The 19028-nt window shown below is 64.0% G+C and carries 19 protein-coding genes; 3 read left to right on the top strand and 16 right to left on the bottom strand.

The genetic code is table 11. From position 1 onward, the window contains the following. Positions 1-301: 301 nt before the first annotated feature. The 11 genes from parC to rpoZ form a co-directional block, all read right to left on the bottom strand. Entirely contained in the window at positions 302-2560 is a 2259-nt protein-coding gene (gene parC / locus SO139_RS40870; protein ID WP_449380846.1) for a DNA topoisomerase IV subunit A, read from the bottom strand. A gap of 188 nt (positions 2561-2748) precedes the next feature. Next, positions 2749-3018: a hypothetical protein gene (locus tag SO139_RS40875; RefSeq protein WP_449380847.1), complete on the bottom strand. Its 270-nt coding sequence runs from the start codon at positions 3016-3018 to the stop codon at positions 2749-2751. A 97-nt stretch (positions 3019-3115) separates the two neighbouring features. Continuing rightward, entirely contained in the window at positions 3116-3865 is a 750-nt protein-coding gene (gene recO / locus SO139_RS40880; protein ID WP_449380848.1) for a DNA repair protein RecO, read from the bottom strand. 110 nt (positions 3866-3975) lie between these two features. Next, positions 3976-4356 (bottom strand): hypothetical protein, encoded by a 381-nt coding sequence (locus SO139_RS40885; RefSeq protein WP_449380849.1) that lies wholly within the window; start codon positions 4354-4356, stop codon positions 3976-3978. Between the two features lie 32 nt (positions 4357-4388). Further along, positions 4389-5318, bottom strand: a complete 930-nt coding sequence (gene era / locus SO139_RS40890) for a GTPase Era (protein WP_449380850.1) — start codon at positions 5316-5318, stop codon at positions 4389-4391. Then, positions 5308-6123 (bottom strand): ribonuclease III, encoded by an 816-nt coding sequence (rnc, locus tag SO139_RS40895; RefSeq protein ID WP_284263024.1) that lies wholly within the window; start codon positions 6121-6123, stop codon positions 5308-5310. Before rnc ends, era begins: the two co-directional genes overlap by 11 nt. Then, positions 6120-6881: a signal peptidase I gene (gene lepB, locus SO139_RS40900; RefSeq protein ID WP_498541814.1), complete on the bottom strand. Its 762-nt coding sequence runs from the start codon at positions 6879-6881 to the stop codon at positions 6120-6122. Before lepB ends, rnc begins: the two co-directional genes overlap by 4 nt. A 251-nt stretch (positions 6882-7132) precedes the next feature. Then, positions 7133-7552 carry a holo-ACP synthase gene (acpS, locus tag SO139_RS40905; RefSeq protein WP_449380851.1) on the bottom strand — a complete coding sequence of 140 codons (420 nt, stop codon included), beginning with the start codon at positions 7550-7552 and terminating at the stop codon, positions 7133-7135. Continuing rightward, positions 7549-8301, bottom strand: coding sequence for a pyridoxine 5'-phosphate synthase (locus tag SO139_RS40910; RefSeq protein WP_449380852.1), 753 nt, complete (start codon positions 8299-8301; stop codon positions 7549-7551). Before SO139_RS40910 ends, acpS begins: the two co-directional genes overlap by 4 nt. A 38-nt stretch (positions 8302-8339) precedes the next feature. Then, positions 8340-10625, bottom strand: coding sequence for a RelA/SpoT family protein (locus tag SO139_RS40915; RefSeq protein ID WP_449380853.1), 2286 nt, complete (start codon positions 10623-10625; stop codon positions 8340-8342). A 220-nt stretch (positions 10626-10845) separates the two neighbouring features. After that, a complete protein-coding gene (rpoZ, locus tag SO139_RS40920; RefSeq protein ID WP_027522935.1) occupies positions 10846-11238 on the bottom strand; it encodes a DNA-directed RNA polymerase subunit omega in 393 nt (130 codons plus the stop codon). Between the two features lie 327 nt (positions 11239-11565). Here rpoZ and SO139_RS40925 point away from each other — a divergent pair, with 327 nt between their 5' ends. Further along, positions 11566-12210 (top strand): LabA-like NYN domain-containing protein, encoded by a 645-nt coding sequence (locus SO139_RS40925; RefSeq protein WP_254095709.1) that lies wholly within the window; start codon positions 11566-11568, stop codon positions 12208-12210. Next, the gene (locus tag SO139_RS40930; RefSeq protein WP_449380854.1) at positions 12191-12865 is read left to right on the top strand and encodes a uracil-DNA glycosylase; all 675 of its coding nucleotides are present in this window, start codon (positions 12191-12193) and stop codon (positions 12863-12865) included. Before SO139_RS40925 ends, SO139_RS40930 begins: the two co-directional genes overlap by 20 nt. A gap of 124 nt (positions 12866-12989) precedes the next feature. Here the strand turns inward: SO139_RS40930 and SO139_RS40935 are convergent, their stop codons facing one another. From SO139_RS40935 to dapA, 4 genes are all read right to left on the bottom strand, one after another. Then, the gene (locus SO139_RS40935) at positions 12990-13571 is read right to left on the bottom strand and encodes a peroxiredoxin (protein WP_449380855.1); all 582 of its coding nucleotides are present in this window, start codon (positions 13569-13571) and stop codon (positions 12990-12992) included. 4 nt (positions 13572-13575) lie between these two features. Further along, entirely contained in the window at positions 13576-14049 is a 474-nt protein-coding gene (smpB, locus tag SO139_RS40940) for an SsrA-binding protein SmpB (RefSeq protein ID WP_449380856.1), read from the bottom strand. Between the two features lie 74 nt (positions 14050-14123). Then, positions 14124-14540 (bottom strand): large conductance mechanosensitive channel protein MscL, encoded by a 417-nt coding sequence (gene mscL / locus SO139_RS40945; RefSeq protein WP_498541816.1) that lies wholly within the window; start codon positions 14538-14540, stop codon positions 14124-14126. 53 nt (positions 14541-14593) lie between these two features. Further along, a complete protein-coding gene (dapA, locus tag SO139_RS40950) occupies positions 14594-15484 on the bottom strand; it encodes a 4-hydroxy-tetrahydrodipicolinate synthase (protein ID WP_449380857.1) in 891 nt (296 codons plus the stop codon). A gap of 281 nt (positions 15485-15765) precedes the next feature. Between dapA and SO139_RS40955 the strand changes: the two genes are divergently transcribed. After that, entirely contained in the window at positions 15766-18147 is a 2382-nt protein-coding gene (locus SO139_RS40955) for a lytic transglycosylase domain-containing protein (protein WP_449380916.1), read from the top strand. A gap of 631 nt (positions 18148-18778) precedes the next feature. Here SO139_RS40955 and SO139_RS40960 read toward each other — a convergent pair. Beyond that, positions 18779-19028: hypothetical protein (locus SO139_RS40960; protein WP_498541815.1), on the bottom strand; the 250-nt coding region annotated here is incomplete at its 5' end.

Genomic DNA, 19028 nt, shown 5'->3' on the forward strand with positions numbered 1-19028 from the left:
CTGCGACGATGTCCGTGCTGTACTGCTCTCATCCAAAGACGTACCGTGCGGATGATTTTATGACACAGTAAGATTAGCGCCTCACGGCCTGCCCCGCTGACTTGCCCGACGTACCAAATCCGTCCGGCACCCGAAGCGACCTGCCGACCGCCGCGCTACTTTGCATGGGGTTGTTTTCGAGATTTTTGGTTGGGCGCGCCGCGGCCGTACCCCGCCACCGCCTCTGCAAGACCAGATCGCCCGCATTCGCATTCGCGGGCGATCATAGCGGGATGCGAGGCAATAGCTCTGCTGTGTGCCCCTACCCGATCACGTGCCCGAACTTGTTCGACTTCGGGAAGCCCTTCGGCGGCAGGCGGCCGGCGTCGGCGCGGGTGCCCTGCCACTCGGCGAGTTCCTTCATGGTCGCCGAGAACTCGCGGCCGGCGGAGTCCTTCCAGGTCAGTCCTGCCTTGGCGTCGAACACGGCGATGTCGGATAGGCCGCCGTCCTTGTACTTCTGCAACCGTACGCCGCGACCGCGGGCCATTTCCGGCACCTGGTCAAGCGGGAAGATCAGCATCTTCCGGTTCTCGCCGATGACCGCGATGGTGTCGCCGAGCACCTCCGTGATCGCGCGCGCCTCGTTCGGCATGTCGACGTTGAGAACCTGCTTGCCCTTCTTCGTGGTGCCGACGCAGTCGTCCTCGTTGACGACGAAGCCCTGGCCCTCGTGGCTCGCGACCAGGAATTTGCGACCGCCCTTGTTGACGAACAGCGTCACCGGCGCGGCTTCCGGCTCGAGATCGATGAACTGGCGGATCGGCTCGCCGTGGCCGCGGCCGCCCGGAAGCTTCGCTACGTCGATCGAGAAGAACTTGCCGTTGGTCGCGAACAGCAGGAGCTTCGAGGTCGTCTCGGCGAAGAACGCAAAGCCGAGCTTGTCGTCCTGCTTGAAGGCAAGCCCCGACAAATCCTCGACATGGCCTTTCATCGTCCGGATCCAGCCCTTGTCGGAGACGACGACGGTGACCGGCTCGCGCTCGACGAAGGCTTCCTCGATCGCGGCAAGGTCATGCTCGGGCGCATCCGCAAAGGTGGTGCGGCGCTTGCCGAGCGGCGTCTTGGGCCCGAACATGTCGCGGACCTTGCCGACCTGCTCGCCGACCTTCTTCCACTGCTCGGCTTCGGAGGCGAGCAGCGCATTGATGCCCTTGAGTTCGCCGCGGAGATTCTTGTCCTCGGTGCGGATCTCCATCTCTTCGAGCTTGCGCAGAGAGCGCAGCCGCATGTTGAGGATGGCCTCGGCCTGCACCTCGGTGAGCTTGAACGCCTTCATCAGCTCGGGCTTCGGCTCATCCTCGGTGCGGATGATCTTGATCACCTTGTCGATGTTCAGATAGGCGATCAGGAAGCCGCCGAGAACTTCGAGGCGGTGCTCGATCTGCACCTTGCGATAATTGCTGCGGCGGATCAGCACGTCGCGCAGATGGTCGAGCCATTCACGCAGGGCTTCGGCAAGGCCGACGACCTTGGGGATGCGGCCCTTGATCAGCACGTTGAGGTTCAGCGGAATCTTGCTTTCGAGCTCGGTCAGCCGGAATAGCGATTCCATCATCAAGGCGGGATCGACGTTCTTCGACTTCGGTTCGATGACGAGACGGACGTCTTCAGCGGATTCGTCGCGGACCTCGCCGACGAGCGGCAGCTTCTTCTGGTCCAGAAGCTCGGAAATCTTCTCGACCAGCCGCGATTTCTGCACCAGCCACGGGATCTCGGTGACCACGACCACCCAGGTGCCGCGGGCGCCCTCCTCCTGCTCCCATTTGGAGCGGACACGGAAGGAGCCGCGGCCGGTGGTGTAGGCTTCCGCGATCGCCTGCTTGGAATCGACAATGATGCCGCCGGTCGGGAAGTCCGGGCCCTTCACCCACTTGAGAAGCGACTTGGACTTCGCGTCGGGCTTCTCGATCAGATGCAGGGCCGCGTCGCAGAGCTCGGCCGCATTGTGCGGCGGGATCGAGGTCGCCATGCCGACCGCGATGCCCTGCGCGCCGTTGGCGAGCAGGTTCGGGAAGCCGCCGGGCAGGACCACCGGCTCCTTGGACTGGCCGTCGTAATTGGCACGGAATTCGACACCGTCCTCGTCGATGCCATCGAGCAGAAGCCGCGCGACGTCGGTCATGCGGGCTTCGGTGTAACGGTAAGCGGCGGGGTTATCGCCGTCGATATTGCCGAAATTGCCCTGGCCGTCGACCAGCGGATAGCGCGAGGAGAAATCCTGCGCGAGGCGCACCATGGCGTCGTAGATCGCCTGGTCGCCGTGCGGATGGAAGGAGCCCATCACGTCGCCGACGATCTTGGCCGATTTCTTGAAGCCGGCGCCCGGGTCCAGCCGGAGCAGGCGCATGCCATAGAGGATGCGCCGGTGCACCGGCTTCAGCCCATCGCGCGCATCCGGCAGCGCGCGGTGCATGATGGTGGACAGTGCATAGGCGAGATAGCGCTCTTCGAGCGCATCGCGCAGCGGCACCTCGTGAATTTCGGCCGGCTTTTCCGGCGGTACCTGTCGTTTTCCCATGGGGAGGCGTTAAACCGAGACGCTGAATCGGGCAAGCTGCGAATCAAAGCGCGCGATTTGACAGGCTAACCTCCTCACAGAAAAAGGATTTGCTGGCCGATTGAGATCAGGCTCGCGCCGCCTCCGCCGCTTCGGATCGCAAGTCGCGGAAGCGAAACCGGCGAGGATCAGTTGATTCCCCGTAGCTATTACTGCCCGGCCCAGCCTGCGGTCACGGTCTGGCTCTTGGCCTGTGCAGGGGTCGGCGCATTGGCCAGACAGCGCCGCGCGGTCTCGATTTCCGCGTCCGTTGCGCCGTGGGATCGCGCCCATGTCTCTGCGGCGGCCGCCGAATATTTCGCAACATAATACCGCACGACGGTGCAGGAGGCGCGGCGAAACAGGCCCGGCTGCTCACCAGCCATTGCGTCCGGCGCCAGCGCGAGCAGCGCGGCGGAGACCACCAATCCTTTGATCATGCGGAATTCCCCAGTGGAAACAATGCGGCAAACCCACTGTGCGCGATTTGGTTCCTTTTTTCACCGGCCGATCAGGCAGGGCAGAGGCGCGCTTCGCTCATGGCGAGGCGATCGCCCTCGCCTGCTGCCGGGTCAGCGCATTGAGAAAACCGCTTCTGGCGTCTGAATGGCCCTGCCCGCGCGGCTCCAGCACGTGGCGGAGCAGGAACCGGCCGGTGAGCCGAAAGCCATCCTGGAGGTCCTGGTCCGTGAGCTCGCTCGCCGCCTCGCCCTGCCGCAGGAAGGGCGGCAGGCGCAACAGCCGGTCCCGCCATGGCTCGCCGGCGGAGCGCGACACCGCACCGCCGGATTTCGGCGAGACGTAGATCAGGTCCGTGGTCTCGCCGGTTACCGCGCAATTCTCCAGCGCGAGGCCGAAGCCGAGTTCGGCGAGCATCGCGAGCTCGAAATGGATGATGTGCACGGCGGCTCCGCCGATATCGTCGAAGTCATCGAGCGCGTGCTCGAGCTGTGCAAAAATCTCCTCATGCGGATCGCGCTCGGGCAACAGCCGCGCGAGCGAGGCCAGATGCGTGACGCCATAGACGCCGTGCGAGGACGCGAGCAGCCCCGCAGCCCGCAACCGCAGGCCTTCGATCGCATAGGTGCCGAGATGCTCGTCGAGCCGCGCCCGCCACACCGCGCGCACGCTGTTGCCGGGCTGGAGCAGCGGCCGCATCCGCGAACTGGCGCCGCCGCGCACGAGCCCGAGATGCCGCCCGCGCGCGCGCGTCAGGAGCTCGACGATGGCGCTGGTCTCGCCATGCCGCCGCACACCCAGCACGATGCCGTCGTCGGTCCATTCCATGGGATGAAGTTTAGCGGATTTCGAGCTTCGATCGTAGGGTGGATTAGCCGAAGACGTAATCCACCGATGGCGCCGGTGGATTACGCTCCGCTAATCCACCCTACGCATCTCTAGGCGTTGAACCAGCCCTGCGCGTCGCCGGTGAAGGAGAAATACAAGCCGATCGCCGTCAGCACGCAGGACACGATCTCGATGCCGCTGTCGAGCTCGACTCCCTTCTCGCCGATGATCTGCGCGAGCGAGATCACCGAGAGCACGAGGGCCGCCGCCAGCACCCAGCGCGGCCAGTTCTTGCGCTTTTGCGCCGCCAGCCAGACGAAATAGACCAGCAGAAGGATCATCCCGCCGGCGATCAGCGTCGCGGTCGTGATCATCTGGTCCGTCATGTCGGGGTTCGGCGTGCGGTCCTGGAACGCAACCGACAGCGCATCCAGCATCAGCGATGCGTAGAGCAGCACTTCGAAGCGCAGGACGTTGCGGGGCACGCTCATCACCAACCCATCTTCTTCTTGTTTCTTCTTGTTCATTCTTTGGGGAATTCCAGGCCCATTTCCCGATAGCGATCGGGATCGTCGCCCCAGTTCTCGCGCACCTTGACGAACAGGAAGAGATGCACGGGCACGCCGAGAATGTCGATGAGCTCTCTTCGCGCTTCCGCGCCGATCGACTTGATGGTGGCGCCGCCCTTGCCGAGCACGATCTTGCGCTGGCTCTCGCGCTCGACGAAGATCGTCTGCTCGATGCGCACCGAGTTGTCCTTGCGCTCCTCCCATTTGTCGGTCTCGACCGTGGACTGGTAGGGCAATTCCTGGTGCAGCTTCTGATAGATCTTTTCCCGCGTGATCTCGGCAGCGAGCTGCCGCATCGGCGCATCCGACATCTGGTCCTCAGGGTAGAGGAAGGGACCTGCCGGCACCATCTCGGCAAGCGCGTGCCGGATGTCGTCGACGCCATCGCCCGACAGCGCCGAGATCATGAAGGTCTTTGCAAAGCGAATGCGCTCGTTTGCGGCCTGCGCCAGCGCGAGGAGCTTCTCGCGCTGGACCAGGTCGACCTTGTTGAGCACCAGGATCTTCTCGTGCGCGACGCTCGCGACCTTGGCGAGGATCGCTTCTGCCTCCTCGTCGAGGCCAGCCTTGGCGTCGAGCAGCACGCAGACGAGATCGGCGTCATGCGCGCCGCTCCAGGCGGTCGACACCATGGCCCGATCGAGCCGCCGCTTCGGCGAGAAGATGCCGGGCGTATCGACCAGAATCACTTGCGCATTGTCCTCGATGACGATGCCGCGGATCAGCGCCCGCGTCGTCTGCACCTTGCGCGAGACGATCGTGACCTTGGCGCCGACCAGCGCATTCACCAGGGTCGACTTGCCGACATTGGGGGCGCCGATCAGCGCCACGAAGCCGCAGCGTGTGGCGGGCGGCGTCGCCGCTTCGCTCGTCTCAGCCGTCATTGCCGCCGCCAACACCTTCGCGTTCGATCATGACGGAGGCCGCAACCTTCTCCGCCGCGCGCTTGCTGCCCCCGATGCCTTCCGCCGATGCCAGCCCCGGCAGATCCACGGCGACGCGGAACTGCGGATCGTGATGCGGCCCGGTGCGCTCGACCTCGCGATAAACCGGCGTCGGCAAGCCCTTCCCCTGCGCCCATTCCTGGAGCACGGTCTTGGGGTCGCGTAGCGGCCGCCGCGGCTTGTGCATGCGCTCGGTCCAGTTGCGCTTGACGAACTCAGCCGCGGCCGCATGCCCGCCATCGAGATAGATGGCGCCGATCACGGCTTCACAGATGTCGCCGAGCACGGACTTGCGCAAGCGGGCGTCGGCGGCAGGGCCGACGCTGCCGAGCTTGATGTCCTCGACGAGGCCCAGCAACTTCGCAACATCAGCACAGCTCTCCTTGCGCACGAGCTCGGCGAGCCGCTTCGACAGCTCGCCTTCATCCGCACTTGGGAAGGCGTGATAGAGCATGTCGGAGACGACGAGCCCGAGCACGTGGTCGCCCAGGAATTCCAGCCGCTGGTAGCTGTCGCCGCGCTTGCGCCCGGACTTTAGCGCGGACACGTGCGTGATCGCCTGGATCAGCAGGTTCGGATCGGCAAAATTGTGACCGATGCGCGCCTCGAGCGCCGCGTTCGCGCCCTTGGCCTTGCCGCTCCGCGCCCGCTTCTTCTTCGCGGGAGCTTTGGGAGCAGCTTCGGCGTCAGGGCTCGCAGCGGCCTCGATCGGTTGGATTGCGATGTCCTTGGCTTCGTCTTTCATCGGACGATTTTGAACATTCGGTTCCAGCGCACCGCCCAGGGCCAGCGCCAGAACATCCAGGCGTGCTCGCCTTCGGCGATGGAGAAGAAGATCATCTGGGCACGGCCGATCAGGTTCTCCTGCGGCACGTAGCCCACCGCCGACTGCACGCGGCTGTCGGTCGAGTTGTCACGGTTGTCGCCCATCATGAAGAAGTGGCCGGCCGGCACCGTGTAGACGTTGGTGTTGTCGTAGAAGCCGTTGTCGACGCAGTCGAGCGTCTCATAGGTGACGCCGTTCGGTAGCGTCTCCTTCCAGCGCTTCACCCGCGCAGTGGCATCCGACGAGCCGCAGGGGTCTTCGCCGACGAAGTCGCTCAAGCGTTCGCGCTGCACGGGCACGTCATTGATGTAGAGCAGCCCTTCCTTCATCTGGACACGGTCGCCGGGCAGCCCGATCACGCGCTTGATGTAGTCGGTGGTGTCGTCCTTCGGCAGCCGGAACACGACGATGTCGCCGCGGTTCGGGTCCGAGCCGAAAACGCGTCCCGAGAACAGTGGCGGCGAGAACGGGATGGAGTAATGGCTATAGCCATAGGAATATTTCGACACGAACAGGTAATCGCCGACGAGCAGCGTCGCCTTCATCGAGCCGGAGGGGATGTTGAACGGCTGGAACAGGAAGGTGCGGATCACCAGCGCGATCAGGAGAGCGTTGATGACGACCCGGACGGTTTCGCCGAGGCCGCTCTCAGATTTGGTTCCTGAAGTCACGCTCATTGCTTTCCCAATTCCGGTCCCGCGGTCACGAAACGCCCATTCCCGCGCATAGCCCCGCCGCTTTGCGGCGTAAGGAGATTGTCCTGATTCTGATAATGAGGACCAATTCCGGCGTAAAGCCGAATTCACTCCGGCCGATTTTGCGCCGGCGAACTTTTAGACGGTTGTCGGCAGCCGCGCAATGAAGGGCCGCATCAACAATATGCAAGACACTGATCTAATTGAATTATTTTAATTTTTCGGCCCACAAATCAAGGTTTTGCCTCCGGCACGGCTGAAATGATCACGAAGGCCTGGGCGAGCGGCCAGTCGTCGGTGATCGACAGGTCGATCCGCGCCTCGAAGCCCTCCGGCGTCAGCACCTTCAGCCGGGCCAGCGCCCCACCGGTCAGTTGCATGGTCGGCCGCCCTCCGGGCAGGTTGACCACTCCCATGTCGCGCCACCAGACGCCACGCCGGATGCCGGTCCCCAGCGCCTTGGAGCAGGCCTCCTTGGCGGCGAACCGCTTGGCATAGGTCGCCACGACCATCTTCTCGCTCTTGGCGCGGCGCTCCGCCTTGGCACGTTCGGCCTCGGTGAAAATGCGGTCGAGGAAACGCTCGCCATGGCGTTCGATCACCTTGGCGACGCGGGTAATGTCGATCAGGTCGGAGCCGATGCCGATGATCATGCCTTGCTCCGGCCGCGGTCCATCGCGGCGCGCATGCTGCGCACCGTCTCGGCAAGGCCAACGAAGAGTGCCTCGCCGATCATGTAGTAGCCGATGTTCAGCTCGACGATTTCGGGCAGGCCTGCGATCTTCTCCGCCGTCGCATAATCGAGCCCGTGGCCGGCATGGACCTCGAGGCTCGCGGCGCGCGCCAGCCTCGCGCCGGCCACGATGCGCTGCCATTCGGCCTCGGCCTTGTCAGCGTGTCCGTCGACCACGGCGTCGCACCACGCACCGGTATGGATCTCGATCACGGGCGCGCGCAGTCGCGCCGCCATCTCGATCTGCTGGGGATCGGCGGCGATGAACAGCGATACGCGGATGCCGGCGTCGTTCAGCCGCGCGATGAAGGGCGCGAGTGCATTGTGCTGTCCGACCACATCGAGCCCGCCTTCGGTCGTCACCTCCTGGCGGCGCTCCGGCACCAGGCACACCGCATGCGGCTTGGTGGCGAGCGAGATGCGCAGCATGTCGTCGGTCGCCGCCATCTCGAAATTCAGAGGTTTTGAGATTTCCGCCTTCAGTCGCGCCATGTCCTCGTCGCGAATATGCCGGCGGTCTTCGCGCAAGTGGGCGGTGATGCCATCGGCACCGGCCTCGATCGCCAGCAAAGCAGCGCGCACCGGATCGGGATTGCAGCCGCCCCGCGCGTTGCGCAGGGTCGCGACATGGTCGACATTGACGCCAAGGCGAAGCGGAGGAACGGACATAGCGAGGCTCACGTAATCGGAAGGACAGGCAAACTCGGCTATCCATTAACACGTTCAACGCGGGCGACGACCGCCTTCGCGCGCAATTGGGCTATGATCGCGCTCAGGTGCTTCAGGTCGTATACCTCGAGATCGATGGTCGTCTCGGTGAAGTCCGGCGAGCGGCGCTGCATGCTGATATTGTCGATATTGCCGTCATGCTCAGCGATCACGGTCGCAATCTGCGCAAGCGCGCCTGGCTCGTTGACGTTCTCGACCTTGATGCGGGCCGGGAAACGCTGCGGAGTGGTGTCTTCGATGTCCCAGCGTACGTCGAGCCAGCGCTCCGGTTCCTCCTCGAAATCCTTCAAGGCCGGCGCCTGGATCGGATAGATGGTGATGCCCTCGCCCGGGGTGACGATACCGACGATGCGATCGCCCGGCACGGCGCCGCCGTTCGGCGCGAACTTCACCGGCAGGTCGGAGTTGATGCCGCGGATCGGGATCGCAGCCGGAGGGCGTGGCGTCCCCGGCACCACGGTCTCCTTGAGCTTGGCGGCCAGCCCCTTCTTGGCGTAGCGCCCGACCCGCTCTTCCTTGTAGTCGGGATACATGGCCCGCGCGACGTCGGAGGCCTTGATCTCGCCCCGGCCGACCGCCGCCATCACGTCCTCGATCGAGGAGCGGGCAAGGCGCGGCAGCGCCCCCTTCAGCTTGTCGTCGGCGTAGTCGATCTTGGCCCGCTCGAACAGGCGCTCGACGATACGCCGGCCAAGGCCAGCATATTGGTCGCGGACTGCGGTGCGTGTGGCGCGCCGGATCGCCGCGCGCGCCTTGCCGGTGACGGCAAGCGATTCCCAGGCCGACGGCGGCGCCGATTGAGCCTCTGAGGTCAGAACCTCAACCTCGTCGCCATTCTGCAGCTCCGAGGACAGTGGCGCGAACTTGCCGTTGATCTTGCAGCCCACGGCGCTGTTACCGACATCGGTGTGCACCGCATAGGCGAAGTCGATCACATTGGCATGGCGCGGTAGCGCGATCAGTTTGCCCTTCGGGGTGAAGCAGAACACCTGATCGTGGAATAATTCGAGCTTGGTGTGCTCGAGGAATTCCTCGGGATTGGTGCTCTCAGAGAGAATTCCGACGGTGTGGCGCAGCCAGGCAAACGCATTGGACTCGCGCTTCAGGAATTCCGTCGGCGATCCGACACCCTCCTTGTAGAAGACATGCGCGGCGATGCCGCGCTCGGCGATCTGGTCCATCTCCTCGGTGCGGATCTGGAGCTCGACACGCTGGTTGCCCGGGCCGATCACCGTGGTGTGGATCGACCGATAGTCGTTCTGCTTGGGGGTCGAGATGTAGTCCTTGAAGCGACCCGGCACGACCGGCCAGGTGGTATGGACGATGCCGAGCGCGCGGTAGCAGGCCTCGACGTCGTTGACCACGACACGGAAGCCGAAGATGTCGGACAATTGCTCGAAGCCGACCGACTTGCGCTCCATCTTGGTCCAGATCGAGAACGGCTTCTTGCGGCGACCGTAGACGCGCGCACCAAGGCCCCTGTGGCGCAGATTGTTGGAGAGCTGAGCCTCGATCTCGCCGATCAAATTGCGGTTGCGCTCTGCCAGCCCATCGAGCCGCTGCATCACCACGTTGTAGGCTTCGGGATCGAGGGTGCGGAAGGACAGGTCCTCCAGCTCCTCACGCATCTCCTGCATGCCCATGCGGCCCGCGAGAGGCGCGTAGATGTCGAGCGTCTCCTCGGCGATCCGGCGCCGAGATTCCGGCCGCACGAATTCCAGCGTGCGCATGTTGTGCAGGCGGTCGGCGAGCTTGACCAGGAGAACGCGGACGTCGTCGGCGATCGCCAGCAGGAGCTTGCGCAGGTTCTCGGCCTGCTTGGCCTCGCGCGATACCAGCTCCAGCCGCTTCAGCTTGGTCAGGCCCTCGACCAGCGCACCGATCTCGGGGCCGAAGATCTGATCGATCTCGGCACGGGTCGCCTCGGTGTCCTCGATCGTGTCGTGCAATAGCGCCGCGACGATGGTGGCGTCGTCGAGCTTCAGGTCGGTGAGGATCGCCGCCACTTCGAGCGGATGGGAGAAGTACGGGTCGCCCGAGGCGCGGGTCTGCGAACCGTGCGCCTTCATCGCGTAGACATAGGCGCGGTTCAGCAAGTCTTCGTTGGTGTGGGGGTTATAGGACCTGACGCGCTCGACGAGGTCATATTGCCGCATCATGCGCGCCCGCGGCTTTGGAGGCCGCGTCGTCGGCGCAGTCGGGGCCACGGCGACCGATTCGGTCGCGGCCTCCATCTGCGTAAATTTGCGACGCCGATACACCATCTCTGCCCGCGTCTTCCTGCCTTCAAACGAACCAGAAAATGGCCCGTTGTATACATCCTAACGCCAATCGTGCGCGTGTCCGACACAATCGGAAACGGCACTCGCATGCGCGCTGTGCCGGCGCTATGGTAACCACGAAAAGGTCAACAAAAGCAAAGGCCCGAACGCGGGTTCGGGCCTTTGATGAAATCAAAATTTCGTCGGTGCGGCGCGAGGACGATTACTCGTCCTCCTCGGGCTGCTCCTCCGGCGGTGCGAGGCCCTCGAGGCCCTTCAGGAGCTCCTCTTCCGTCATGCGCTCGACAGCAACCTCGGTATCGTCGGCATCGACGCTGGCGCCAGCGGAACCGATCAAAGGCACGGTATCGGGCTCAGGCTCGTCCACCTCGACGAATTTCTGCAAGGAGTGGACCAGCTCCTCGCGCAGATCCTCCGGCGAAATGGTCTGGTCGGCAATTTCGCGCAAAGAGACAACAGGGTTCTTGTCGTTATCCCGGTCAACCGTTAGTTGTGAACCGGATGAAATCATGCGGGCGCGGTGGGCGGCCAGCAGGACGAGGTCAAACCGGTTGTCGACCTTGTCGATACAATCTTCTACGGTGACGCGAGCCATTAGACTGTCGCTCCGCTCTAGGGTGGGTCAAAACATGTGGATGATGCGGGCTAGTTATAGAGGCCGGGGCGGTTTCGCAAGATCATTTTGTGATTTGGCCTCGCCAAACGCCTTTGATAACCCCACATTGGGGCTAGAATCGGCGTTTCCCGGGTCGCCAAGGAGGGCGGCGCCGGACGGGCCGACCGCCACAACTATACCTTGGTTTGCCCTGAATTCTCCGGATTTACGGTTTCGACGGGTTTTGGCAGCTTCTTGACCTGCGCGGATTGCTGCCGTCGCGCCAACAATAAAACGATTGAACACGAACACTACGCGAGCAACTGAATGTCACCTTCTCCAACCAACAAGATCGCGCTCTTCATCGATGGAGCCAATCTGTACGCGACGGCAAAAACGCTGGGCTTCGATATCGACTACAAGCGCCTGCTGAAGGAATTCCAGAGCCGGGGGACGCTTCTGCGCGCTTTCTACTACACCGCCATCATCGAGGATCAGGAATACTCTTCGATACGTCCCCTCATCGACTGGCTCGACTACAACGGCTACACCGTCGTCACCAAGGCCACGAAGGAATTCATCGACGCCAGCGGCCGCCGCAAGGTCAAGGGCAACATGGATATCGAGCTCGCGGTAGACGCCATGGAACTCGCCGAGCACATTGACCAGATGGTGCTGTTCTCCGGTGACGGCGATTTCCGCTCGCTGGTCGAGGCCGTACAGCGCCGCGGCGTGCGCGTCACCGTCATCTCCACCATTGCCAGCCAGCCGCCGATGATCGCCGACGAGCTGCGCCGCCAGGCCGACGTCTTCACCGATCTCGTCGAGCTCCAGTCCAAGCTTGGTCGCGACCCGTCCGAACGCCCTGCTCCGCGCGAGCGTGGCGACCGCGAAGCACGTCATCACGCCCCGCAATTCCTCCAGCGCGCGACCACGATGGCGCCGAGGGGCGATGACGACTTCGACGAGTGAAGCGCCCCGGTTAAGCCGCCAGGCCCCCACCGTCGTACCCGACCGTGACTGCCCGCTCTGTCCGCGTCTGGTGGCCTTTCGCGAGGCGAACCGGACACGCGAGCCGTCCTGGCACAACGCGCCGGTTGCGCCGTTCGGCGACGTCAAGGCACGCCTCTTGATCGTCGGTCTCGCACCCGGGATGCAGGGCGCCAACCGCACGGGGCGCCCATTCACGGGCGACTATGCCGGTGACCTGCTCTACGCAACGCTGATCGAATACGGATTTGCCAAGGGGACCTATCGGGCACGGCCCGACGACGGCCTGAAGCTGGTTGACTGCCGGATCGCCAATGCGGTGCACTGCGTGCCGCCGCAGAACAAGCCGCTGCCGGCAGAGATCAACACCTGCCGCCGCTTCCTCGCCGCGAATCTCGAGACGATGCCGAACCTGCGTGCCATCGTCGCGCTGGGACGAATTGCGCACGATACCGTGCTGAAGCCGCTGGGCCTGAAAGGCGCGCAGGCGCCGTTCGGTCACGGCGCTGTGCACCAGGCGGGCGCACTCCGGCTGTACGACAGCTATCACTGCTCCCGCTACAACACGAACACCGGCGTGCTCACGCCGGACATGTTCCGCAAGGTGTTTTCGAAGGTGAAGGCCGATCTCGACTAAAGCGCGATGAGACTAGGACGCATCGTCATTGCGGTTCAGGTTGTTGTTTGAGCAGGATCTTTCGCGCAAACGCTCCGCGGTTGTCGCGAGGGAAAACCGCTTCACACTTTTGCGGATCATGCTCTTAGGCCTTCACTGGATTGGCCTTCAGCCAGCCCAGCACGTCGCCGGCGTTCCGATCCGGCGGAAAGACCGGGTAGAATACGTGCGTAATCTTCGCGTCGTCGATGATCAGCGCAAGGCGCTTGATCAGCGTCAACCCGGCAACCTCCATCGTCGGCAGCTTGAGCGCACGGGTCAGTTCGAGCTTCTCGTCTGACAGCACCGGAAACGGCAAGTGCAAGCGCGAGGCCATCTCGGCCTGGTAGTCATTGCTCTGGGTCGAGAGTCCGAACACATGGGACGCGCCGGCTGCCTTCAACTCGGCGAAGAGATCGCGGAACGCGCAGGTCTGCGGCGTGCAGCCGCGCGCGCCGGGGATCATGTCCCAATCGTCGACCAGCGCGATCTTGCCCGGCTCGCCGGTGCGCGGATAGCCGAACACCACGGTGCGGCCGCGCAGCGCCGACAGCGTCACTGACGTATCGTCGGTCGCGCGCAAACTGATCGGCGGGAACATCATGCCCGTCAGATGCGCCGCGCCGCCATCATCCGCCGGCGCGGGAATCTTGCTCCAGTCGACCTCGAGCAGGTTTCTCTGGTTCATCACCTCATCCCCTCGCCCGCATCAGCCGGCCCTTCTCCCGGCCCCAGTCGCGCTTCTTCTCGCTCTCGCGCTTGTCGTGCAGCTTCTTGCCCTTTGCGACCGCAAGCTGAAGCTTCGCCCGCCCGCGCTCGTTGAAGTAAAGCTTGAGCGGGATCAGCGTCATGCCTTCGCGGTCGACCGCGCCGATCAGCTTGTTGATCTGTCGGCGATGGAGCAGCAGTTTTCGCGGCCGCTTGGGCTCGTGGTTGAAGCGGTTGCCCTGGAGATATTCGGGAATGGTGGCGTTGATCAGCCAGATCTCGCCGTTTTTCGAATCGGCGTAGGATTCCGCGATCGTGCTCTTTCCGTTGCGGATCGATTTGACCTCGGTGCCGGTCAGCGCAATGCCCGCCTCGACCGTATCCTCGATCGCATAATTGAACCGGGCCTTGCGATTTTCCGCCATGACCTTGATGGGGCGTTCGTTCTTGTCGGCCATTGTAGTCAAAAACCTGGCAGAAAAAACTGAGCAGTATGCGCGCGCACGCTAACAGTTTGGATGAAGGGCGCGCGTCAAGACTTCTTGAGGAGATCGCGGATCTCGGTCAGCAGTTCGACTTCGGCCGACGGCTTCGCGGGAGCGGCAGGCGCAGCCTCCTCCTTGCGCTTCAACTTGTTCATGGCGCGGATCACCAGAAACAGCACGAAGGCAACGATGATGAAGTTGATCGTCAGCGTGAGGAAGCTGCCCCAAGCCAAGACGGCGCCCTGCTTTTTCGCGTCTGCAAGATTGCCGGCGCTGACCGCCTTCGACAGCGGCGTAAAGTAGTTGGAGAAGTCGAGTCCTCCGGTGGCCGCGCCGATGATCGGCATGATCACGTCGCCGACCAGCGAGTTCACGATGGCACCGAACGCTGCGCCGATGATGACGCCGACCGCGAGGTCGACGACGTTGCCCTTCATCGCAAACTCGCGGAACTCCTTGAGCATCTGCATGCCCTTTTCCTCGACGCTCATGAAAAGCTCCCCGATTGGCTAAGGCGTCAGTTGATCAGGCCGGCATGGACCATGGCGCTGCGCACCGCGACGCGGGTCGGCTCTGACACCGGCACCATCGGCAGCCGGAGCGTCTCGTCCATCTTGCCGAGCAGCGAAAGTGCATATTTGATCGGCGCCGGATTGCTCTCGATGAAGAGGTTGTTGTGCAGTGGCATCAACTTGTCGTGCAACTTTAAGGCGGTTGCATGGTCGCCCTTCTGCCAGGCGATGTGGAATTCCGAGCACAGCCGCGGCGCGACGTTTGAGGTCACCGAGATGCAGCCGTGGCCGCCATGCGCCATGTAACCGAGCACGGTCGCGTCCTCGCCCGAGAGCTGGTTGAAATCCTCGCCCATCGCGGCGCGCTGCTGCGACACCCGCACCATGCTGGCGGTGGCATCCTTGACGCCGGCGATGTTCTTCAGATCCCACAGCCGCTTCATGGTGTCGACCGACATGTCGATCACCGAGCGCGGCGGGATGTTGTAGATGATGATCGGAATTCCAATCGCATCGTTGATCGCCTTGAAGTGCTGGTAGAGCCCTTCCTGGGTCGGCTTGTTGTAGTAAGGCGTCACCACCAGCACGGCATTGGCGCCCGCCTTCTCGGCGTGCTGGGCGAGCTCGACGGCTTCCTTGGTGGAGTTGGAGCCGGCGCCGGCGATCACGGGCACGCGCCCCTTGGCCTCCTGGATGCACCATTCCACGACCTTCTTGTGCTCGTCATGGCTGAGCGTCGGGCTCTCGCCGGTGGTGCCGACCGGAACCAGGCCGTGGGTACCCTCGGCGATCTGCCAGTTGACCAGCGAGCGGAACGCAGCCTCGTCGAGCGAGCCGTTCTTGAACGGCGTGACCAAGGCGGTAAACGACCCCCGGAACTTCGTCTTGGCTGCCATGGGCTTCCTCCGTACGCGTGCTGGCCTGAAAAGAGGCCTCTTTCATATCGGGTCTAATGGGCCGGTAAAAGACCCGGTCAGAGGTGACGCACCGTTTAGGCCGCGATTTTGCCGCGGTGATGGTCCAAACACGGCCGCGGTAAGCGGCTGTTGGTATTTTTTCCGCATATTCAATCAAATACAGCTAGGTCTTGAGCCACTTGAACGATTCGGGGCGACGAAACGCCGTGACCTTCTTTTCCCATGCCACATGGCGATCCGCCGGCCTGGTTGTGTGCCTGATGGCGGGGCTCTCGGTCGGTTGCGCGGCCTTGGCCAAGTCCAATGAGACCACCGCGGACGGGACCAAGGACACAGCGAAACCAGCCGCCAAGGATACCGCGAAGGGCCCCGTCAAAGGATCTGCCAAAGAATCAGCCAAGGGAACCGACAAGGGAACGGACAAGGGAACTGGCAGGGACACGGCCAAGGGCGGCGCTAGCAAGGGAACGGCTGGCGCACCGGCCAAGGATGCTGCGAAGAAACCTGTCAAGGATGCCGGCAAGGAACCCGCAAAGGACAAGCCCAAGCCTGCGGCCGCGGCACCTGCGCCAAAATCCCAGCCGACCGCCAACAGCTCGTCCCCCAAAACCGCACCCGCCCCGGCGGCGACGGCTGCCGTCAGACCAACCGCCGCCCCCGTGCTGGCGCCGGCAACGCGCCAGCATGCCGCACCACGCAAGCCTGTCACGCCGGCTGCGGTCGCTGCGACCTCGTCGACCTCGCAGGCCGACAAGGACACGCTGGAGAACGTCATCGAGCTCGTGCGCAAGCACAGGCCGGGCGATGCCACCGACAACGCGGCTGCGATCTCGGATCCGGTCGCGCGAAAACTCGCCGAATGGATCATCCTGCGCAGCGACGACAATGGTGCCAGCGTCGAGCGCTACCGCGCTTTCATCAGCGCCAATCCGAGCTGGCCGTCGCAGACCTTCCTGCGCCGCCGCCTCGAAGCCGCGCTCTGGGACGACCGGCGCGAGGATCAGGCCGCCTGGTCGTGGTTCGAGAACGAATCCCCGGTCTCCGCCAAGGGCCGTTTCTCGCTCGCCAAGGCGATGCTGGCGCGCGGCGACCGCGCCAACGCCGAACGCCTCGTGCGCGAGGCCTGGCGCTCCGATCCGATGTCGGAAGAGACGGAGAACAACGCGCTCGACCAGTTCGGCGCGCTGCTCACGCCGGGCGACCAGAAGGCGCGGATGGACACGCTGCTCTATGGCAGCGAGCACGAGGCCGCGCTGCGCGCAGCCAAGCGGCTCGGTGCGGGCTATGTGGCGCTCGCCAAGGCACGCATCGCCTCCTACAAGAAGGCGCCGAACACGCGCGCCTTGCTCGAAGCCGTACCGCACGAGCTGCACGGCGATCCCGGCTTCATCTTCAGCAAGATCCAGCTTTTGCGCCGCGAAGAGAAGTTCGCGGAAGCTGCGCAACTGATGCTGTCGGCGCCGAAGGACCCGAACCGGCTCTACAATCTCGACGAATGGTGGATCGAGCGGCGCCTGATCGCGCGCAAGATGATCGACACCGAGGAATTCCGCAGCGCCTATCTGATCGCGCGCGACGCGGCCCTGCCCTCGCGCGACATCTACAAGACCGAGCAGGAGTTCACCGCGGGCTGGATCGCACTGCGCTTTCTCAATGATCCAGCGGCCGCCGCCCAGCACTTTGCCCGCATTGGCGTCGGCAGCGTCAACCCGACCACGCTGGCGCGCGCCGGCTATTGGCAGGGCCGCGCGGCGGAAGCGACGGGCCGCCAGCAGGAAGCACGCAACGCCTATGCACGCGCGGCCGAGCAGTCGACGAGCTACTATGGCCAGCTTGCGCGGGCAAAACTCGGCCTGCCGCAGATCGAGCTCAACAGCGCGCCGCGCGGACGCGGCGCCGAGCGGCTCGAGATCGTGCGCGCGGCGCAACTGCTCTACGAACTCGACGAGCGCGAGATCGCGATCCCCATGCTCGCCGACATGGGCGAGAACGGCGACCCCGAAGCACTTGCCGGCCTCGGCGAGCTGACCCAGCGCTACAGCGACGCCCGCGGCATGCTGCTGGTCGGCAAGGCCGCGCTCAACCGCGGGCTGCCCTTCGACTTCTACGCCTATCCGGTCAACGGCATCCCGCAGTTCAGCCAGATCGGGCCCGAGGTCGAGCGCAGCATCGTCTACGCGATCGCGCGGCAGGAAAGCGCGTTTAATCCGGCGGTGGTATCGCCGGCGCAGGCCTACGGGCTGATGCAGGTGACGCCGGACGCTGCGCGCTACGTCTGCAAGCGGCACGGGGCGACCTACGACCTGTCGCGACTGAAGAACGATTCGGTCTACAACGCCACGCTTGGCGCGGCCGAACTCGGCGGTCTGCTCGAGGACTACCGCGGCTCCTACATCATGACCTTCGCCGCCTATAATGCCGGCCGCGGCAGCGTGAAGAAGTGGGTCGAGCGCTACGGCGATCCGCGCGAATCCAGGATCGACGCGGTCGACTGGGTCGAGCTGATTCCGTTCTCCGAAACGCGCAACTACGTGCAGCGCATCATGGAGAACCTTCAAGTTTATCGCGCGCGCTTCGGTGGCGGCTCTCGGCTGCAAATTGACGCCGACCTGCACAGAGGCACGACCGGCAGCGTCGAGTAACTGCGCGGCTCCGCGTTGAACGTGTTCCCGTCATCTCGTCCGCTGCAATCAAGCGGATCGCAGCCGCATTTCCGTTTAGGAACGTGTCCGCCTGCGAGTCATTAGCCTGCCGCCAAATCAACGGGAGTACGGCATGCGGAATAAGGTCTTCATGGCAATGGTTGCGGCACTGCTCGCCAGTACGTCGATTGCTCCGGCGTTCGCGCAAGGAGCCGGCGGAAGTGGTGGGTCCGCAGGTGCTGGTGGAACAGGCTCGGGCAGTGGCGGAGCCAGCAGCGCTGGAGCTGGTGCCGGAGCTGGCGGTATGGGTACGAGCGGGACCACCGGCAGCTCGGCGGGCGCCGGAGCTGGAGCCGGAACATCCAACTCCGCAGGCGGATCTCAACACCCGGGTCCGAGGCGGGACAGGTACTCGCACCCCAGATAGCCTTCCGAAATCGGGAACGGCATGAGCCGAGGACTCGTGGCTTACCGCCCCTCCGCGATCGAGGCGCGGTCCAAGAAGAGCTGCCAAGCCATCGGCGCGGCGTCATAGCTGGCAACGCCGCGCATCAATTCGTCGACGCCATGCCCCCAGAGGCATGTCATGTTTCGCGTGATCTGCGCATCGATATCGATGGCTTTGATGCTGTCAGGTATCGCGACCGGTAGCTCGACGCGCGCGAACTAGCTCCGCGAGACTAGCGAGCCGCGCCGGCAATCCAAGCGCCACGAATTCCATCGTCACCTGACCGGAATGGGCCTGCCCGCGGGTGCGTACGGGCGGGCAACGCCAGTTGTCGCCGACTGCGACCAGTATGGGTTGTCCATGCACATGGCCGACAACCCCGCTGCAGCCGCCTTGCACGCCTCCCAGGACGGGTAGTTGCAGTACATCGTAC

Source organism: Bradyrhizobium sp. UFLA05-89, from assembly GCF_059803475.1.